Annotated in this window: 20 protein-coding genes and 1 pseudogene; 13 read left to right on the forward strand and 8 right to left on the reverse strand. The window is 56.7% G+C overall.

What is annotated here, in order from left to right; translation table 11 throughout:
* Positions 1-7: 7 nt before the first annotated feature.
* The 3 genes from ABOK31_RS34940 to deoA form a co-directional block, all read right to left on the reverse strand.
* Complete coding sequence (locus tag ABOK31_RS34940; protein WP_349963267.1) at positions 8-1627, reverse strand: ISL3 family transposase; 1620 nt, start codon at positions 1625-1627, stop codon at positions 8-10.
* Positions 1628-2079: 452 nt separating this feature from the next.
* Positions 2080-2334 (reverse strand): tautomerase family protein, encoded by a 255-nt coding sequence (locus ABOK31_RS34945; protein WP_349963305.1) that lies wholly within the window; start codon positions 2332-2334, stop codon positions 2080-2082.
* Positions 2335-2505: 171 nt separating this feature from the next.
* Positions 2506-3825 carry a thymidine phosphorylase gene (gene deoA / locus ABOK31_RS34950; RefSeq protein WP_349963269.1) on the reverse strand — a complete coding sequence of 440 codons (1320 nt, stop codon included), beginning with the start codon at positions 3823-3825 and terminating at the stop codon, positions 2506-2508.
* Positions 3826-4071: 246 nt separating this feature from the next.
* On the opposite strand from deoA, the gene ABOK31_RS34955 reads away from it, so the two are divergent.
* The 7 genes and pseudogenes from ABOK31_RS34955 (at position 4072) to ABOK31_RS34985 (ending at position 10639) form a co-directional block, all read left to right on the forward strand.
* The gene (locus ABOK31_RS34955; RefSeq protein ID WP_349963271.1) at positions 4072-4824 is read left to right on the forward strand and encodes a GntR family transcriptional regulator; all 753 of its coding nucleotides are present in this window, start codon (positions 4072-4074) and stop codon (positions 4822-4824) included.
* 20 nt (positions 4825-4844) lie between these two features.
* A complete protein-coding gene (locus ABOK31_RS34960) occupies positions 4845-6356 on the forward strand; it encodes an aldehyde dehydrogenase family protein (RefSeq protein WP_349963272.1) in 1512 nt (503 codons plus the stop codon).
* A gap of 50 nt (positions 6357-6406) precedes the next feature.
* Positions 6407-7291, forward strand: coding sequence for an NAD(P)-dependent oxidoreductase (locus tag ABOK31_RS34965; protein WP_349963273.1), 885 nt, complete (start codon positions 6407-6409; stop codon positions 7289-7291).
* Positions 7292-7375: 84 nt separating this feature from the next.
* Positions 7376-8197: pseudogene (locus tag ABOK31_RS34970) on the forward strand (methyl-accepting chemotaxis protein); the annotation flags it as partial.
* A gap of 193 nt (positions 8198-8390) precedes the next feature.
* Positions 8391-9128: a LuxR family transcriptional regulator gene (locus ABOK31_RS34975; protein ID WP_349963274.1), complete on the forward strand. Its 738-nt coding sequence runs from the start codon at positions 8391-8393 to the stop codon at positions 9126-9128.
* Between the two features lie 78 nt (positions 9129-9206).
* Positions 9207-9872: an acyl-homoserine-lactone synthase gene (locus tag ABOK31_RS34980; protein WP_349963275.1), complete on the forward strand. Its 666-nt coding sequence runs from the start codon at positions 9207-9209 to the stop codon at positions 9870-9872.
* Between the two features lie 158 nt (positions 9873-10030).
* On the forward strand, positions 10031-10639 hold the full coding sequence (locus tag ABOK31_RS34985) for a hypothetical protein (RefSeq protein WP_349963276.1): 609 nt from the start codon (positions 10031-10033) through the stop codon (positions 10637-10639).
* Between the two features lie 19 nt (positions 10640-10658).
* On the opposite strand, the gene ABOK31_RS34990 is transcribed toward ABOK31_RS34985, so the two are convergent.
* From ABOK31_RS34990 to ABOK31_RS35010, 5 genes are all read right to left on the reverse strand, one after another.
* Positions 10659-12689, reverse strand: coding sequence for a hypothetical protein (locus ABOK31_RS34990; RefSeq protein ID WP_349963277.1), 2031 nt, complete (start codon positions 12687-12689; stop codon positions 10659-10661).
* Positions 12655-13047, reverse strand: coding sequence for a hypothetical protein (locus tag ABOK31_RS34995; RefSeq protein ID WP_349963278.1), 393 nt, complete (start codon positions 13045-13047; stop codon positions 12655-12657). The genes ABOK31_RS34990 and ABOK31_RS34995 overlap by 35 nt, the downstream gene beginning before the upstream one ends.
* 4 nt (positions 13048-13051) lie before the next feature.
* Positions 13052-13360: a hypothetical protein gene (locus ABOK31_RS35000; RefSeq protein ID WP_349963280.1), complete on the reverse strand. Its 309-nt coding sequence runs from the start codon at positions 13358-13360 to the stop codon at positions 13052-13054.
* A 101-nt stretch (positions 13361-13461) separates the two neighbouring features.
* Positions 13462-14211, reverse strand: a complete 750-nt coding sequence (locus ABOK31_RS35005) for a ParA family protein (protein WP_349963281.1) — start codon at positions 14209-14211, stop codon at positions 13462-13464.
* Between the two features lie 8 nt (positions 14212-14219).
* Positions 14220-14552 (reverse strand): hypothetical protein, encoded by a 333-nt coding sequence (locus ABOK31_RS35010; protein WP_349963282.1) that lies wholly within the window; start codon positions 14550-14552, stop codon positions 14220-14222.
* Here ABOK31_RS35010 and ABOK31_RS35015 point away from each other — a divergent pair.
* From ABOK31_RS35015 to ABOK31_RS35040, 6 genes are read left to right on the forward strand one after another with little or no spacing between them, the layout of a single operon-like run.
* Entirely contained in the window at positions 14542-15423 is an 882-nt protein-coding gene (locus ABOK31_RS35015) for a thermonuclease family protein (protein ID WP_349963284.1), read from the forward strand. The genes ABOK31_RS35010 and ABOK31_RS35015 overlap by 11 nt on opposite strands.
* Positions 15424-15434: 11 nt before the next feature.
* Positions 15435-16064, forward strand: a complete 630-nt coding sequence (locus ABOK31_RS35020) for a thermonuclease family protein (RefSeq protein ID WP_349963285.1) — start codon at positions 15435-15437, stop codon at positions 16062-16064.
* Entirely contained in the window at positions 16061-16684 is a 624-nt protein-coding gene (locus ABOK31_RS35025; protein WP_349963287.1) for a thermonuclease family protein, read from the forward strand. Before ABOK31_RS35020 ends, ABOK31_RS35025 begins: the two co-directional genes overlap by 4 nt.
* Entirely contained in the window at positions 16685-16996 is a 312-nt protein-coding gene (locus ABOK31_RS35030; RefSeq protein WP_349963288.1) for a hypothetical protein, read from the forward strand.
* 2 nt (positions 16997-16998) lie between these two features.
* Positions 16999-17376, forward strand: coding sequence for a hypothetical protein (locus ABOK31_RS35035; RefSeq protein ID WP_349963289.1), 378 nt, complete (start codon positions 16999-17001; stop codon positions 17374-17376).
* Between the two features lie 2 nt (positions 17377-17378).
* Positions 17379-17942, forward strand: a complete 564-nt coding sequence (locus ABOK31_RS35040) for a hypothetical protein (protein WP_349963306.1) — start codon at positions 17379-17381, stop codon at positions 17940-17942.
* Positions 17943-17959: the final 17 nt, after the last annotated feature.

The raw sequence follows: 17959 nt of genomic DNA on the forward strand, positions 1-17959 counted from the left end.
ATGCAACTCAGGTCCCAATGATGCGCGAGCGCAGGAGATCCATCCCGGCCCTTCCATACATGGATCGTTTAATGAATTTCAGTTTGTTGATCTTGCCTTCAACTGGTCCGGTACTCCATGGTAACGTCAATGCAGCCTGAACCGCCTCGACATCGCGACGGATCCCGCGCGCGAACGACGACATCGGTCCAATAGTTGCGTCATGTAGCCACGGCTTCAGTGCACCGATTTCCCGATTGCAGATCATGGACTGGAAGCGCCGTGCCAAGTCTGCTGCGGTGGCTACGTCAGGCGAGGCCGAGGAAATGGCATTCACAAAAGCGCGCTCGTTCTGTGCAAGAGCATCGGCATCGGCCGTCAAAAGGCGAACGGTTTGTCGGGACGAAGGCGTGCGCCATGAGGTTTTGCGCGGGGTACGAGACAATGCAGGTGCAGGGACACCGTCGCGCAGCCTTACCTTCACCCATTGGCGAAAGGTCTTTACGCTCTCACGATACCCGCGATCGCACACCTCCCTGTAGAGCCGTGTCGCGTTGTGGCAGCCTTCAAGCCACCGCCTACGGACGTAATCAGCATGGGCATCGGCCGGATTCTCCGTGAAGATCTTGCGTTCCCATGTCCCCGGTTGATTGTCTTTCAGCCATTTCCGTATGGTTTTAAGGTCGATACCAAGCTCACGCTTGATAGCCAGTTGGCTCCAGCCCATGCCGTTCAGTCGTATGACCTCATCAAAAAGAGCACGCCGATCTTGATGCCGGTTTTGCTGTTGCCGTGCCGTGGGTTTATGGAGCGGCTCTTCTTTCATGCGCTCGCCGCGTATTCGATCATCCGTATCGATCTGCGCCATAAGCGACTTCCCGACATCGCGGATAAGGCGGTATCGCCGCTCCACGACATTCTGCAAGGCATCGGAACAATTACGCAGAAGATGCCAATGATCGGCGACCTGCTGTGCTTTCGGCGCTCCGTCCCGGGCTCCACGCGCATACGCGCCGGCCCTATCCCGGGCGATGACTTCAACACCAGGATGGTCCGCAAGCCATCCAGAGAGCGTGTCTTTCTCACGATCGGGCAGCAGATCGACAACGTTGTTCGTTTCCAGATCGAGCAGGATCGTTCCGTAACGTTGTCCGCGCCGCCAAGCCCAATCTTCGACGCCGAGAATTCGCGGCCCCTCGCAATCGCCAGTGGGATATGCTCGCCGCGCAATCCGCAAAATAGTGTCGGCGCTCACCGGCATGCCGAGGCGGGCGACAAGCCTCGCGTCTGCTTCTCCCCCCAATGCCATGCCGATGCTGCGATGGACATCCTCCAGGCGCCTGATGCGCCGACAATAGCGCCAAGTCACGTCGCCAACGTTCTCGGCAAATATACGCCTTCGGCATCTGTCGTTGCTGCAACGCAAGCGCCGGACATTCAGGGTTATCGTGACCGTACGCCCTTGCCATGGTAGGTCGGCGAGCCGCCGCTCGTAACGACTGTGAATCCAATGTGCGGCCTTGCAGCACTCCGGACATTTAGCCCCTGTCGATCGGAAGCGACAATCGGTCGATATTGCCTCTTGCGACTGTTGAACGTGATCGACGACCAAAGACGGCGGGATCGACGGTAGAATGCGCTTCGCCATTTCAATGCTCCTGCGGATTCGTGTGTCGACTCAATAGGATTCAGAAAGTTGTACCGAAATTGCGGAAGAGCCCACTTCTGGGGAAAATTCACGCGGCATTGACAGAGGGATGCATTTTCCGAAAATGGGCTCTCAATGCCCTCGGCTCCGTCGGGCGCGAGCATAAGATTTTATGCACAAGCGTCAATATGCTGGCACTACAAACGGTCGCTCAAGCTGGGCTCGCCGCCCCGGCTCTGGTAGAGGCTGACATCCCAACGGGTAGTCGGATCTTAAGACCTCCAGATGCTTCCCCAATTTTCCTGACGTCACCGTAATGGTCTGTATTTCTCTGGCATTAGGAGGCCAGCGCCAGAATGCTCTGGCGCTCGGTTTGCGAGATTGATGCTGGAAACAATCTGAGGAACCGTGCCGCCTTACAAATCAGCAGTTAGCAACTGCGCGCGGCCGAGTCAAAAGGTCCAGTCTTTATCGGTGTTTTCGAGAAATATCATAACATCACTCGCCAAAATTCCGAACGACGCGTCGAGGTCCTTGCATAGATTGCGGTACGTCGATTTCTCCTGCTTCGGCCGTGGGCGCGAGATTACCTCGAGCAAAACGAATTTTGCGAGCGTTCGATACCAAGGCCGGTGTCCTGGGCAATCAGCCCTCGGGGCGTGCTGGCAGAGGATCTGGTATCGACCCGGTCCGGTACGCTGAATGATCGAGCCATCGCACTATGCGCGGCATCAAGAAGCTTAATTAGTTCCTCATCACTGCAGCCTTCGAAAACGTGGATTTTCACATTGGCATGGCTGTACTCCTTCCTCACACGGCTATTCTGGGCGGAGCGATCCTCTTCGGCGGCCGTCGCGCCGGCCGCATGGCGTGATCGGTTATCGAATGCTGGTATAGACGGAAGGAGGGGCTGCAACGGGGCTCGGGCCCATGCGAAACGCCTTTGAGATCTTCTCAGCCGCTAACGAGGCGTCCTCGACCGATCGCGCGTGAACATACGCAAGCGGATGTCCAGTCGGAACGTTCTGACCGATTTCGGCAAGGTCAGTAATTCCCACCAATGGGTCTACGATGTCGTCGGGTCGACGTCGCCCACCACCGAGCTCAACGACAGTCATCCCCAAGGCTCTGCAGTCGATTTCTTGGACAAAGCCCTCGATGGGCGGGATGACAGGCACAACGATAGGCGCGGTCTGAATGTACTTCCCGGTTGCCTCGAGCAAGTCGGTTGGTCCGCCAAGGAGGCTCACCATCTTGGCAAAACATTCTGCGGCACCGCCCGACGCAAGTGCCTGGTTTAGCATGTGGCGTGCGTCTACTTCGTTTTTCGCAAGTTTGCCCGCCACAAGCATGTATTCGCAGAGCGTGAAGGTAACATCGTGAAGGCGCGACGGTCGGGACTTTCCGGTAAGGTATTCGATCGCGCATATCACTTCGACCGAATTTCCAGCGGCGGGTCCCAGCGGCTGACTCATGTCGGTCAGCACCGCGCCCGTAGACATCCCAGCGCCGTTTCCGACATCTACGATACTTTTGGCAAGTTCGACAGATTTATCAAACGTCGGCATCACTGCTCCAGAGCCCACCTTGACGTCCATGACCAAGGCATCGAGCCCAGCGGAAAGTTTCTTTGAAAGAATAGAAGCGGTAATCAGATCGATCGATTCCACGGTCGCAGTCACATCTCTGATGGAATAGATTCTCCCGTCAGCAGGGGCTAGGCTCGCGGTCTGTCCAATGATGGCGATACCAGCCTCCTTCACGACCCGTTTGAAGTCTTCCGTTGAAGGAGCGATGTTGTACCCGGGAATTGACTGAAGCTTGTCCAATGTTCCGCCGGTATGCCCAAGCCCCTTCCCGGAGATCATCGGAACATACCCGCCGCACGCGGCCACGAGCGGTCCCAAAATAAGGGACACAAGATCGCCCACGCCACCCGTTGAGTGCTTATCGACGACAGGGCCATTGAGTTTCAACGTACCCCATTCCAGAACCGAACCAGAATCTCGCTGTGCCAGGGTCAGGCTGACCCTTTCGTTGATTGTGAGCTTGTTCAGAAATACCGCCATCGCGAAGGCGGCGATTTGTGGTTGTGACACATCGCCGTCCGCGATCCCTTGCACAAAGTTCGATATCTCGCTCCGGTCCAATTCAAGCTGGTCACGCTTTTTCCGGATGATTTCTTGCGGAAGAGTCACAGGGTTTCCTTTCCTAGGTTCGCCTCGTTCGGATATTCCCGATCAATTATCGGCTCTTCTCCACAAGACTTTTGCAATAAGCTTTTCGATTGACTCGCCGAAAAGTGCAAGCACTATTGATACAAAAATCCGTTGCGTGTATACGTTAGTTGGACCAATGGATCCAGAGAGGGCGAAAAATTCGGTGAAGCGGCCAGATTTTGCAGAAAGCGTCTATGTTTTCCTTCGCCCATGGGAGGGTCAAGATTGGTAGAAACAGTTGTTGCTTCTGCTGGGACGAGCATGAATACGAGATCTATTGTCACAGCCGACCTTGCAAGCGGCGTCGATCTCGCCAGAGGGCAGAGTTTGTCGGAGCAGGTCAGAGAGTCGCTTGAGTCGATGGTCATCAGCGGTGTTTTGTTGCCTGGTTCACGGATTGACGAGGCTGAACTCACCCAGAAGTTTAATGTCTCACGCACCCCGATGCGCGAAGCTATCAAGGCGCTTATCGCAACAGGCATGCTCGAGAACCGTCCTCGTCAGGGCGTTAGCGTAGCCGCTTTGTCTACTTCCGCGCTGCTTGAGATGTTCGAAGTGATGTCAATGCTCGAGGGCATGTGTGCAAAATACGCTGCGCGTCGCGCGGCGCCCGAACAAATCGCTATGCTTGAGGAAATCCACACGCGCCTTGAAAATGCCATGGAGCGTGCTGACCCAGAACTTTTTTATTCCACAAACTTGGAATTCCACGAAGTTATTTATGCGGCGACGCATACGGATTTCCTTGCCGACCAGACCCGCAGCTTGAGGAGGCGAGTCGCTATGTATTGGAAACAGGTTACGTTTCTGCCTGGGCGGATGGCCGGCAGCATAAAAGAGCATCTTGAAATCATCCGCGCCATCAAAACGAAGGACTCGAAATTAGCAGAGCTAGCTGCCAGCCAACACATATGCCTTCTGGGAGATAACATGATCGATTTCATCGCCCGGCTACCACGGACGATCATATCAGATTAATGACGAGAGAACCGTTAGATATGACCATACACTCTTTGCCATCCCAAGCTCGCGATGGCCGCCATATATTCTACAACGGTGAATACCAAGAGATCGTCGGCACGGGCCGAATTGACGTTCGCAGTCCTTCCACAAACGAAGGTATCGGCTACATGGCTGTCGCTGATGCGAGCGATGTTGCGCGAGCAACCAAATCTGCGGCCAAAGCTTTCGAAACCTGGTCTGCCCTAGACCCGCTCGATAGAGCCCGTCATCTGCGAAAGCTGGCCGAAATCGTGCGGGCGCATATTGGCGAGCTTGCTACCTGGGAGTCGGCGATAACTGGACGCCCGCTGCGTGAAATGCGGGCTCAGATGGCTAGAATCCCTGAGTGGATCGAGTATTTCGCAGGAATCGCACCCGGGCTCGAAGGAGAGTCAAACCGGCTCCGTGGTGGCTTCGCATCAACGACGAGCTGGCATCCCTATGGCGTTTGCGCCCTGCTCACGCCTTGGAACCATCCGATCCTTATCCTGGTCAAGAAGCTGGCTGCGGCGCTTGCAGTGGGAAACACCGTCGTTGTCAAGCCCTCCGAACTGGCACCGTGTACCCCTCTGGTGTTTGCGGCCTGGTGCTCGGAAGCAGGTATCCCACCGGGCGTCGTCAATGTTGTTACAGGTGAAGGTGCGACGGGCGCATCGCTGTGCGCGAGCCGTGAAGTTCGTCGCATCGACCTGACCGGTGGTACCACGACAGGACGGCGTGTAGCGGCAGCCGCAGCGGAGCGTCTCGTTCCGTGCACTCTCGAACTGGGCGGCAAAACACCTGTTGTCATATTCGACGATTGCGACATCGACGAAGCCGCTGCAGGGGCAGTCTTCTCCGCATTTGTAGCATCGGGGCAAACCTGCGTATCGGCTGGCCGCTTCATAGTTCAACGTTCCGTTTACGATCGCTTCGTTGAAGCGTTCAGCGCGCGCACAGCAACCCTCAAGGTCGGCGATCCTGCCGAGTTGGAGACAGACCTCGGTCCGGTTATCTCCTACGCCTCTCTCGAGAGGGTCGAGCGGATGATCGCAAATGCAAAAGCCGCTGGCGCTCGATTGGTAACGGGCGGCGCGGCGCCCGTGTTTGAGGGGCCACTTTCAGCAGGAAACTTTGTGAAACCCACGATCTTTGCGGACGTGAAGCCGGATATGGAGCTTTTCAGGGAAGAGGTTTTCGGTCCAGTGGTGGCGGTCACGGCCTTCGACAGCGAGGAGGACGCCTTGGCGTTGGCGAATGACTCGCCTTACGCGCTGGGTGCATCGATCTGGACGAAAGACATCGCACGCGCATCGCGGATCAGCTCGCGCATCAAAGCAGGCATAATTTGGATTAACGACCATCACAAAAACGATCCAAGATCGATTTGGGGTGGATACGGTGACAGCGGCTATGGCGTGGAAAACGGCTGGGACGCAATAAAATCTTACCTGATCAAACGAAACGTCATCGTCTCTTCAAACCCGGAATTCGACGATTGGTTTAAGGGCGGGACGCGCTACGGCTGAACCATTTCCGCTTTGTTCTAACTCAGAATCACAAGTGCAAGGGGGTCATTATGAGAGTCGGATTCATTGGAATTGGGGCAATGGGAGTCGGTGTTGTGCGCAACCTGCTCTCGGCAGGGCATGACGTGGCGGTATGGGACCGCTTCCAGACGCCTGTTGAGGAGTTGGTCAAACTCGGCGCTACTGCAGCTTCGTCGCCTGTAGACGCCGCGAGTTCGGGGATCGTACTTTCCATGTTGGCGCACGATGACGCCATCCAGCAGGGTTTGATTGATTTAGGCTGGCTCGTCTCCGTCAAGAAGCCGCTTGTTCACGTCAACCTCTCCACAATCTCTGTTAATTACTCAAAGAAGCTCACCGAGCTTCACGAAGAAGTAGGAATCGGCTACATTGCTTCCCCTGTTTTCGGCAGGCCTGATGCCGCCCTCGCGGGAAAACTGAACCTTGTGGTTGGGGGACCAAAGGATTTAGTTGAGCGACTCAATCCGGTTCTTAGCCCAATCAGCGCCAAGGTCTGGCACGTCGGAGAACAACCATCCCAGGCAAACCTCGTGAAAATTGCAGGCAACATGATGATCTCCTCTGCTATCGAATCCATGGCAGAAGCTATAGCTCTGGGCGCAGCACACGACGTTGATCGCTATGTGATGTTGGACCTGTACCTCGAAGCCCTTTTCCCATGCGGAGTTTACCGGGGCTATGGAGAATTCATTCGCCGCAGGGAATATGAGCCGGTCGGCTTTAAGCTTCCCCTTGGCCTTAAGGACATACGACTCGCACTCGAGGCTGGGGAAGCTGCTCGGGTTCCATTGCCTCTTGCCGGTGTTGTTCGTGACAGCCTCGTTATGGCCATGGCAAACGGCTACGAAGAAAAGGACTGGTCATCTCTTGCTGAGATGTCTTTCCTTCGTGCCAACATCGGAGCTGGGAGGTGAAGTGGTGGCGTCGCCTTAACCGAGTTTGCGACTGGCAATATCTTTTGCCTGAATTTCAGGCGCCAATGGATAATGCGATTTCGATCGGTCGACGGATTGAACGGAACGCTGGTCGAGGTTGGTCAACACGTGGGCGGAATCGACGGAAACGCCGTTGAGATCCGCGGTGCGGCCGACGAACTTGCAAAAAGGACGGAGCAGCAGGCAGCCTCGGTAGAAGAAACTGCGGCGGCCTTGAACGAAATCTCGGAAACCGTGAACGCGTCAACAGTGCGTATATCTGCCGTCGGTGCATTGGTTAACCAGGCTCATGTTCGCGCGAAGTCGTCGGAAGCGATCATGAGCGAAACCATGACCGCGATGGATGGGATTCAAGCCTCGTCATCCGAGATATCGAACATCAGCGGCGTAATCGACTAAATTGCGTTTCAGACAAATCTTCTTGCTTTGAACGCTGGCGTAGAAGCTGCCAGGGCAGGGGAGGCAGGCAAAGGGTTCGCCGTTGTTGCGCAGGAGGTTCGTGAACTAGCGCAACATTCGGCACTTGCGGCGCATCAGATCAAATCGTTGATCGCTCAAGCCGGAAATCAAGTCGAGACCGGCGCACGTTTGGTGGCTGAGACCGGCCAGGTACTTCAAGCGATTGCGAAGGAAGTGGACGAAATCGATGTGCATGTTTCTGCGATTGTCACATCAACAAAGGAACAAGCACTTGGGCTGCGGGAGATCAACGATGCTGTCAACGTTATCGACCAGGGTACCCAGAAAAATGCTGCCATGGTCGAGGAGCAAAACGCCGCAAGCTATGAACTTGCCGGAAGCGTCTCACATTTGTCTAGGTTGATTTCGCGCTTTCGCCTTATTGGCGACGGTGCGTCGGAGCGGATCGATCACCTTGCGGCTTGATTTCCTTTTGAGCCCTTTCTTCCACAATCATTTCCTCTCGTCGCACTCACCATACGACGTGAGCAGCAAGGTGCATTAGTTCCATAAGATAGATTATGCGATATGTTATATCATTACGCGGCAGTTTACAGCGGCTTTTACGCTCGGCCGCACTGTCCTAGCTGTTGAAGTACATATTTTGTCGAGGTTTCGAATGGAAGGTTTACGGATAGAAAATGACGGCTTTCAATTTGTCGCTCTTGAAATACAGAATGCTCGCAGCGTCGAGGACGCGCTACGAATAATCGAACAAGCATACGGCATCGACTATTCCACCTACCATCTGGCTCTGACCGTAGCTGACGTCGTCGACGCACCGTATGTTCGCACGACTTACCCCGATGCCTGGGTTGCTCGTTACCTGCTCCGGGGATATGTGAAAGTCGATCCGATCGTGTGCGAGGGTCTGGTGCGGCAAATGCCTTTCGACTGGCGCGAGGTGGAAGTCCCGCAGGCGTCGCATAAGTTCCTACAGGACGCTCAGGAGCATGGTGTCGGAGCCAACGGGTATTCCATTCCCATTGTCGACAAGAAGCGCCGCGCCCTTTTCTCATTAAACTCGAGGAAGACCGACAGCGATTGGAGCAATCTGGTGGAGATGCGTCGCCACGAGTGGCTCGATCTCGCGTTCCTCATTCACAGGAAAGCGGTGTTCGAGCTTCACGGCGAGCATGATCCAGTCCCGCAGCTCGGTCCGCGAGAGAAAGAGTGCCTTTATTGGTCCGCTCTGGGCAAAACCAACGACGAGATCGCTGAAATCCTAGGCCTGTCAATGCATACAACCAACCGCTATCTGATGTCGGCGCGCCACAAGCTCGGGGCCGCATCGACCACAGCGGCAACTGCTCTCGCAATTCAGCTTCGCCTGATAAATCCATATGGCAATAGATAGGATTCTGGGAGCTAATACCTGAATATTTCTCACACGAATAATGTGTTGCAGGGTGCCTTCATCAATTTGGAGGCACGCATGTATCTTCTTGTCCAGGCGCGCGAATATCACAAACACGTCGAATTGCTCGATCAATCGTTCCGTCTGAGGAAAAGAGTGTTTGTGGACCGACTCGGCTGGGATGTTTCGGTATCAGACCATCGCGAGCGGGATCACTACGACGAACTTCACCCTGCCTATCTGCTGTGGTGCGATGAAGGTCGCCAGCAGCTTTACGGCTCAGTTCGGCTCATGCCGACGACTGGTCCCACCTTACTCTATGACGTGTTCCGCGCAACATTTCCTGATGCGTGTGACCTGATCGCGCCTGGCATCTGGGAGGGTACGCGGATGTGCATCGACGAAGATGCCATCGATCTTGACATGCCAGAAATGCGTCCAGACAGAGCCTTTTGCCTGCTCCTGCTCGCTTTGTGCGAAACAGCGCTTGCCCATGGCATCGACACGATGATCTCCAATTATGAGCCGCACATGCGCCGGGTCTATCAAAAAGCTGGCGCCGAGCTCGATGAACTCGGGCGTTCAGACGGATATGGTCGTTTCCCGGTCTGCTGCGGCGCCTTCGAAGTCTCGCACCGCGTATTGGATGCCATGCGCACCAAGCTTCAGGTGGACGCCCCGCTTTATCACCGACCTGCATTCCCACACCGCGCTAGCGCCTCCCCGACATTGCTGCCCGCCTGATCCCTCGGGGAGAATTTTTCGTGCGCAGACACGTTCCGGAAAGGTCCTTTTCAACCTGCTTCGCTGGTGCGTGAAAAACACCATGCTCTCAGCCGTACCGGCCTTCACATCTCGTTTTTGCAGAGGCAAAGCTCGCTCCAGGCTTTGATGGTCAACGTATGAAAACTGATCCGTTCGACGTTCATTGTATTTTTAGGGGCATCGGACGCACTGGCCTCGTGATTTTCGAGAGAGACGACGTTCTCCTGAGACGGAAGACGCCTTTAAGGGATTTCACGCTGGGCGACGTCGATAGAGATTTTGTCAAGGCGCTGAAGCAACTACGAGACGCAAACCTTCGGTTTGGTTTTTTGTCCGACCAACGCGGAATGGACGCCGGATCTCATGGTGTTTCCGAATTCGTTGCCTTGACGAGGGCGCTCGATGACTTGTTGAGAATTGATGGGGCCATGCCCGATTTTTGGCTCGGATGGGCGTCGCCGGCGAGCAAGATTGAGGTCCATCCCCGAGATATTACTGCACCGAAGCCGGAGGTAGCAGCAATCACGCAGGCGAAGCAATGGTACGGCGTCGCCAACCCAGAGGCCGTCTTCGTTGGGCACTCGTCAGAGGGCCTCGAGGCAGCAAGCCGCAGCGATATCCATGCAATTCGATATCCTGGACTGTTGCACAGGAAATACCCTTCAACCGCGATAACCGATGCTCAGCGACTTTCTGATGTTATCGGACGCGTCCTCGGCTTGGATCAGCGCCGGACGAACTACTAACGGTGCTCCCAAAAAAAAGCTAGCGGCCTCGTTCCCGATCCTTGTCCTGGGGTGGGCGGAGTTTGATCGACTTCGGTACTTCCCGGTCGCGCTGCTGAGGTTTCTGGCGATCTCGGTTCGAACCGTTATTCTCTGGTCCGGTGTGCTCTGCGTTAGACCGGTCAATGCGCGATGCGTCAAGGGTGCGGTTGTTCGAACTCTTGTTGATCACCCCCTGCTCTGCAACGTGGTCGCGACCGGCCGCCGACTTCGTTTCCAAGCTGTCAGAGAACCGCTTGGCGTTGCCATGGAGCGCGCGGGCCCGATCCTTGCTCACGCGCGAGTCCAACTGCAGGCCGACGACCTTGGTGATGACACTGGTCGCTTGCTCGAAGAGCAGCCGGTCGGCTGGATTGAGTATCTTTGCAGCGATGCTAGTGGCGGTAGTCACCAGCGTTTCCTTTGCAGCTTTTGCCTGAGCGGCGCTGATCGGCGTGGATCGCAGCATGTGTTCTTCTCCTTTCAATCTTTTGGGATCTTGTCCTTCGCGTACGGCGGTTTCCAACCGGCGGTACTCGCGCTGCAGCCCGATCGAAAGATCGTGACTCAATTCGCGCGCCGTACTGGGGGCACTGCGGTCCTTGGCAATGCCTTCCAACATCTGGATGACACGCCCAATTGACTGCTGTGTCTGATCGAATCGCTTCCTCGCCTCTTCCAGCTTCGGCGCCTTGGGCGTATCACGAAGCTTGGAGATTACTTTTTCAACGACGTTAGTCGGCGCTGTAGCACCCATGCGCTGAAACATCTCCCACTCCCACCGCTTCACCGGCGGAGGACCGGCGCGTTCGACACGCTTTTGGCGATCGATAGCTATGCCCCGTTCCCGCGCCTTTTCGGCGAAGCGAGTGCGCCACTCCGTGAAGTCCCGGATATTTGGATTGAGCATCTTGCCGCTGGCATTGCGCAGCGCGACGATCACATGCAGGTGCGGATGCTTATCAAGGTCATTGCGATTGTGGACGGCATAAGCATAGCGGTGACCGAAAAATTGCTCCCTCAGGAAATCACGGCCAGCGAGGATGAACTGATCCCGGTCGATATTCGCCGGTCCCGACAGCAAAAGATGCATGAAGTCCCGAGGCTGGCGCGACTGCATGAGCGCCCCAACGATCTTACCCTCCGCCGTGAGTTGCTTGTGATCGCTTGTCGCGATCTCGCGCCGTGCGACGGCTTGATGATAGCGGCCGCTCCTTCCCGGCCGTTCCTCAATGTTCGTCTTGGTCGAAAGCGTTATTTCCACGCCTCCACGCTGCATCGCATGCAGCGCCGCCGTAAACCCCTTCGGACCACTCGAAAATTCTATTGGGTACCGCGAGACCGGCGTGATCCCTTGTGTGCGCAGTGCCCGGTCGACACGCGCATCGATCCAATGAACGTCATCGATTGCAGCGGCAATGCGATTCCTGCTGCTACGGTCAGATCGGTCGCTCTTTTCATGGGCAATGACCAGCGCGAGGTTAAGGCGGGTTCGGCCCTTCGCACCGTCGCTGACGCTGAATGCGTAGGTGCGATCGGTATCGCCAACGTCACGGAAGCCCTCGGACGCAAGCGCGCTTAGCGCGCGGGCAACCTGTTCCCGGTCGGCAGGCTCGAGCTCATAAGCCAGCCGTAGCACGTCCTTGCTTCCTTGCCGATCTCCGAACTCGCGCTCCCATGAATGAACCGCTGCGCTGAGATCGGTGACTTCTCGGCCATCCTGGTCATGCGCCTTTTCTTCCTTGCTTTGATAGGCAAGCACGTTACGTGCGGAGGTAGCTCCTGCTCCATAGGACAACACCTTTACGACCACCGCGTTGTTGCCACTCGCTCGGCTGAATGCTGTCCCCGCGCCAGCGTTAGGTGCTCCTGAGAGTATGCCGGCTTTGGTATTCGGCGCCGGCTTTTTCGCTCCGCCGCCCCCGGCCCCGCCGCCGCGACGCCGACGTTCGTCCTCTATGAGTTCAAAATAGCTCGGCAGCCTGCGGCCTTCGGGCCTAGACTTTGAGCGACTTCTGCTGAGGTCGTTCATCGTATCTCCTGATCAGGTCGGCGATAAAGGTTGACGGCCTGACGAACGCTGCGTCCCTGATTGAATCAATGGCGCCCATTATCTCGTCCAGCTTTGCCATCATGGCCGCCTCCGACATGGTTTGGTCGTCCTTTTGAGAGAGAAACTCCTCGTTGCGAAAGGCGAGCTCGCGGAGGAACTGGTGCATGTTTCCCAACTGCCGGTCATGCTCTTCCAGGATCGCGGGTATATGCATGATCTCCCTGGTAACGATCAGCTTCGCGACGAGGTTGACGGAGATATCGAGACGGCTGGCAAGTTGTTCCACATTGCTGAGGACACGGGCGGGCAGACGGAACATGATGGCCGGTTCACGCATCCGCCTACAGCCCCCTCGCCTTCAAGGCCTCGAGGATCAGTCTGTGGGTCGCCGATGAAAGTTGCTCATGGCGTTCCAGCGATACCCGGAAAATCTTCGTCAGCACGTCGTCGTCGAGGTACAGGGAAATGCGCTTACGCTTAACCGATCCGGTGCTCACATCGGTTCCACTCTTTATCGCCTGCTCTTCCCCAGTTTTGCTTTTGACCGGAGGGCGCCGGGGCTCTGGCGTTCTTTCCTTCTCGACGCTCGGCACTTGCGCCTGGGGAGGATCCTCTGGCATGAGCTTGTCGAGATCGAGGCTGGTCGGCATATAGGACGTCGCATCCTCCTCTACATCCTTCGCCTGATCTTCCCTCGATCGGGCGAGAGCGAGAATGTTGCCGGCTGGCGTTCTTTCCCTCGGCATTGCGCTTAGGCAGCCTCGGCCTGCAGGAGGCCGATAAATTCGTTGTTGATCTTTTTGACCAGGTCGATCGCGTCAAGCACGCTTTCTGACGCACGGCGCTTGGCGGAGGGGGTCAGTGCCGGATTGTTCTCGATGCTGGCAAGCTTGGAGTAAAGCGACCCGAAGCCGGCGCCGACGTCGCTGAAGTGATTGCTCTTCCGGATGACCGTGTCCACCATCGGAATTCGGCCGCTCGTCAGGATAGCATGGACCTCTGGGAGTGAGCGATTATGCTTGAGGGCGATCATGTCCACATAGTTCCAGATCGCCGCGTACGGGATCGGACCTTGCGACCGCTTTCTGGAAATTTCCTTCAGGATCGTTGCCACCTTGATGGCGGAGGTCGCGGCCGTCGGTTCGGGTATGACGGGTATCAGGACCGCATCGCACTCGTAATAGACCTCAACGGCGCGTTGGTGAACGTATCCGCCGACGTCGTAGATCCGGATATCGGCCGCCGGCGCCTGCGCGAGACGATCGGCAAACCGGTCGTCTGGAGCGACCCGCAGATGCAGCAGCGTGCCATCGCTCGGGAGCAGTCCCCGTTTCATGGAAACATTGTACCAGCGCGTCGACGATTCCTGCTCGTCACAATCGATGAGCAGTGTTCTGTGCCCTTGCTGGGCGAACTCAGCTGCGAGATTGACGTTTAAGGTCGATTTCCCGGCGCCACCCTTGAAGGTCGATATCGCGAGCGAAAGTGGTTTGCCTGTCATGTAGTCCATCAGCCTCGAAGTTTTGCTTGGGCTTGCGTGCGCTGGCGAGCCGCGATCAGATCGTCGTTGATCCTCGTTGCTTCGCGCTCTCGGGCTGTATCTGCCTTGAGATCCCTCCCCGGCCAGAGTTTCAAGACTGGCAGAAGAAGGAGCACGAAGAAGGTGATCGTCGCGCCTTTGAACCAAGCGGACTGCGCATAGAGACTGGCCGCCCACTCCCATAGTGCCCGCGTCCATTCCATGGGGAACAAAAGATACGAAATCGTCAGCGCGAGGGCGTAAGCAACAAAGGCTGCGATCAATACGCAGGCGGCCGAGACGACCAAAAAGTTGGCGCTCAAGATTAGGAACCAAAGGGCCCTGAACGGGAAGATCACGATCCTGATTGCCGTACGCTGTACTGACATCTGCCTTTCTCCATGTCCCGATTTCGCGTTTGAAAAAACATATCGCAATCGCGTCGACTTTTCCAGACTTGCACTGCAGTATAATTTTGTGCATCATCCCCAGAGCCAATTGATGACGGACGCAAGCATGAATCCTGGCGCACGACGGCTCGCTCAAATCCTTTTTTGCACAATTGCATGCGCGACAAATAGAGTGGCGCTTGCGGGCGAAGAGGATGCCGTCTCAAGATTTGTCGGGCATTATCAGCAGGCTTATGCGGAAGGGCGCGACCTGATCCCTACCCCCCAAAAGCCCCTGGATACTGCGTCGATCGGACCGCTCCACCTGCACACCATCACACCTGAGGGCGCACTGAGCGGAAGCGCGTTCCTCGCCTCCGACGGAACCATCGTCAAATTGGCCGGCGTCCAAGGTTGCCTCTCGACTGAGCAGATGGAATTCGTCGGCCTGCAGACCACATGCACGATGGTCTCGCTCGCGGGTCTAACCGCTTTGCTCGAGGAGGCTGAGGCCGCCGCCGGCAACGCTTTTCCGTGCCATTTCCTCGGCCAAAATAACGGCTCGCCCACCGTACGTTTTGCCGAATGCTTCTTCATGAAAAACGGTGAAACACAATCGCTGTCAGAAGTGCTCATCAGCAAAGGTGTAGCTTTCGCGGCTCGCGATCGCACCAGCCGGGCAGTGTTTCCGGAATATGCGCAGGCGGAAGAACGCGCACAGAAAGCGAAAGCCGGAATCTGGGCTAACACCCACTTCGATCATCCCTACGGTGAGCGCTATCGCGCAAATCCCTCCACGGACTGATGAGGTTCCTGATGTTGATGTCCATTCTAGCAGCTTCCGGCTTCTACGCAGGCATCACCATCATGCCGATGCTGGCCGGCGAGAATCTTTCTGACGCCACCCGTCACCCGCCGGCAATCATCCCTGTTAAGGCGATCGAGAGCCAACGCGCCGGGGGCATCCGTGAGAGCGATGGAACCGCATTCGTCCCGTTTCCAGAACAAGCGCAATTCGAAACTGGTGACACCTGGATTTCCGGTGGACGGCGATATCGTCTCTATGGCCTGCAAGCATGTTTGCGCGGAACCGCCGTCACAATTTCTCCCGGTGTTGTCAGGGATTGCGGAGAGCTCAACCTGATCATGGTCCAGGCGTTGATTAGAGATATGAAGCCAGTCTGCACGACCATCAAGGATATCGATCAGAACAATGCCGTGGTCGGCTGCCAGACGACAACAGGCAAACGGCGCTATGATCTTGCAACTTACATGATTGCGGAGGGGTGGGGATTCGCCGCCGTCGACACCTCCGGCCATCTGGTCGTTCCCGGCTACAGGGTAGCGGAAGAAAGCGCACGATCGGCTCGCACCGGCCTTTGGGCCTACTCGGACATGCCTCACCCAGTCGCAATCCTTGCGGGCCAAGGGAGCGCACAACGATGAAACTTGTTTCGCTCTCGATCTTATTTTTGACGATGACAGTGGCGGCACCGAAGGCACAAGTCCGGCCAGTTGACATCCCGCGCCAGATTTATGGAAAGGTCCAGGTCGTCGATGCGACGACCCTTGAATTCAGGAAGAGCGCGCAGACCGTGCGGCTTGCCGGATATGAAGCCCCTCGCCTTGAGCAAACTGCAAAGAGCGATGGCATCGACTGGCCGGCTGGCCAGGTCTCCCGGGCCTGGATGATCCTTCGTACACTTGGCCAGGACGTCAACTGCGCACCGATTGCTCGGGATGCCAATGGTGTGATCATCGCGCACTGCTTTGTCGGAGAGACAAACCTCGCCGCCACGGCCATCGCAGAAGGCATCGGCTACGCGTTCAATTACCGCGGTGAACCTCAGGTTCCCGCCTATTTCGATATTGAAAGGAAGGCGCGTGGCCTGGGATACGGCGTCTGGTCATCGCCAGATCTCCTTCCTCCGTGGCTCTACACCGCCTCGACGGGTAATGGGGAGAAGGCCAAGGATTCTTCGCTGGAATCTGATAGCGGCTTGCCCCTGCCGTTACCTGTCGTCCCTGCCAAATCGCCCACCCTCAACGACGTGCATGGAGGTTGAATGAGCCGTATTGTTGCAGCCACTGTGGTGCTCATATTGCTGTCCGGTTCCGCATCCTCAGCGATCGCCGACGACGGCCCGACCCAGCAGCAAATAAACCAGCGCGATCCGGACTTTTGCGGGGCCGCAGGCGCCGGCTGCGATCCCGCCGAGGTGCAGCGTTGGAAAGCTGTCGGCAACAGGCTTGCCGATCTCTCTTCAGCCGATCTCAGTCAGTACGCCTATGGCTGCGCCAAGCATCCCGATTGGAGACGAGACTGCGAAACCAATCCAGCCGCTATCCTAAAACGGCTCGGGATCGAGGGATACTAAGGATGGCGCTGAGCAAGCCTTCCGGAGGCGCGGTCTTGGCGGCAGGGTTCGCCTTCCTGGTAGGCGCAAGTGGCGGCTATGCGATCAACGAAATCATCAGGAGCGACCACGAGACCGACCTGGAACACGAGGTCGCCCGGCTGGAAGACGAAGTGTCACAAAAGGCGAACGCTGACGTCCCGAGTGACGAGGAGGCAAGCGCTGCGCTTGCAAAATCAGGACGGTCGATGCGCGTTTCGGAATGCAAGCCGCGTCAGGCAGTGCCGGGTGTGACTTGCTCAGGCGTGATCACGACGACCGGTGGATCCTTTGCCGGGACAAACCAACCCGGTGTGCTCTCCTTTGCAAAAATAGATGGGGTCTGGAGGCAAATCCAATGAATATGTCGAAAGAGCGGACAGTGAGACAAAGACTAATATTGGCTGCGATCCTCACCGGATCGGCCTTTCCGCCATCAGCGGCGACCGTGAGGGCCGAGGATGCGTCGTGGGGATGCCAGGTTCTGCTGTGCGCGGCTTCACAGAATCCGTCCTGGCACGGCGTTTCCTACTGCGTTCCACCCATGACAAAACTCATCGCGGCGATGAAGGAGCCGGGATTTTCGTGGCCCATTTGCGAAGAAGCCAATGCCGGCAACCCGGGGCACGAGACTTACGACGACTGCCCGTCAGGCACCACGGTTGGCAGCAGTTCGCAGACTGGCAATGGCTGGAGCAGTGAGCCTGACCAGTGCATCAAAACCGTTGATGTTTGCCGATCTTCCGGGCAGCGCGCTTCCGACGCCAGCCACAGCAGTGTTGTGACACGGCGAAGCTTCGGCGATCGAGGCGATAGCTGCATCCAGCAGATTGCGACGCCGCGGCCGCGCCGTGCAGACCCCTATTACTTCGATATCCCGAACGAACAAGGCGTGAAGCAGAGGTTCTGGTTCAACCTAAACCATTAGTCTAATCCGAGTCGAAC

Source organism: Rhizobium sp. ZPR4 (assembly GCF_040215725.1).
Taxonomy (GTDB): domain Bacteria; phylum Pseudomonadota; class Alphaproteobacteria; order Rhizobiales; family Rhizobiaceae; genus Rhizobium; species Rhizobium rhizogenes_D.

Bases quoted from the DNA above. Each gene is read 5' to 3' on its own strand.
- ABOK31_RS34940 (WP_349963267.1), bottom strand. From the start codon at position 1,627: ATGGCGAAGCGCATTCTACCGTCGATCCCGCCGTCTTTGGTCGTCGAT.
- ABOK31_RS34960 (WP_349963272.1), top strand. From the start codon at position 4,845: ATGACCATACACTCTTTGCCATCCCAAGCTCGCGATGGCCGCCATATA.
- ABOK31_RS34965 (WP_349963273.1), top strand. From the start codon at position 6,407: ATGAGAGTCGGATTCATTGGAATTGGGGCAATGGGAGTCGGTGTTGTG.
- ABOK31_RS34975 (WP_349963274.1), top strand. From the start codon at position 8,391: ATGGAAGGTTTACGGATAGAAAATGACGGCTTTCAATTTGTCGCTCTT.
- ABOK31_RS34980 (WP_349963275.1), top strand. From the start codon at position 9,207: ATGTATCTTCTTGTCCAGGCGCGCGAATATCACAAACACGTCGAATTG.
- ABOK31_RS34985 (WP_349963276.1), top strand. From the start codon at position 10,031: ATGAAAACTGATCCGTTCGACGTTCATTGTATTTTTAGGGGCATCGGA.
- ABOK31_RS34990 (WP_349963277.1), bottom strand. From the start codon at position 12,689: ATGAACGACCTCAGCAGAAGTCGCTCAAAGTCTAGGCCCGAAGGCCGC.
- ABOK31_RS34995 (WP_349963278.1), bottom strand. From the start codon at position 13,047: ATGCGTGAACCGGCCATCATGTTCCGTCTGCCCGCCCGTGTCCTCAGC.
- ABOK31_RS35000 (WP_349963280.1), bottom strand. From the start codon at position 13,360: ATGCCGACCAGCCTCGATCTCGACAAGCTCATGCCAGAGGATCCTCCC.
- ABOK31_RS35005 (WP_349963281.1), bottom strand. From the start codon at position 14,211: ATGACAGGCAAACCACTTTCGCTCGCGATATCGACCTTCAAGGGTGGC.
- ABOK31_RS35020 (WP_349963285.1), top strand. From the start codon at position 15,435: ATGTTGATGTCCATTCTAGCAGCTTCCGGCTTCTACGCAGGCATCACC.
- ABOK31_RS35025 (WP_349963287.1), top strand. From the start codon at position 16,061: ATGAAACTTGTTTCGCTCTCGATCTTATTTTTGACGATGACAGTGGCG.
- ABOK31_RS35030 (WP_349963288.1), top strand. From the start codon at position 16,685: ATGAGCCGTATTGTTGCAGCCACTGTGGTGCTCATATTGCTGTCCGGT.
- ABOK31_RS35035 (WP_349963289.1), top strand. From the start codon at position 16,999: ATGGCGCTGAGCAAGCCTTCCGGAGGCGCGGTCTTGGCGGCAGGGTTC.
- ABOK31_RS35040 (WP_349963306.1), top strand. From the start codon at position 17,379: ATGTCGAAAGAGCGGACAGTGAGACAAAGACTAATATTGGCTGCGATC.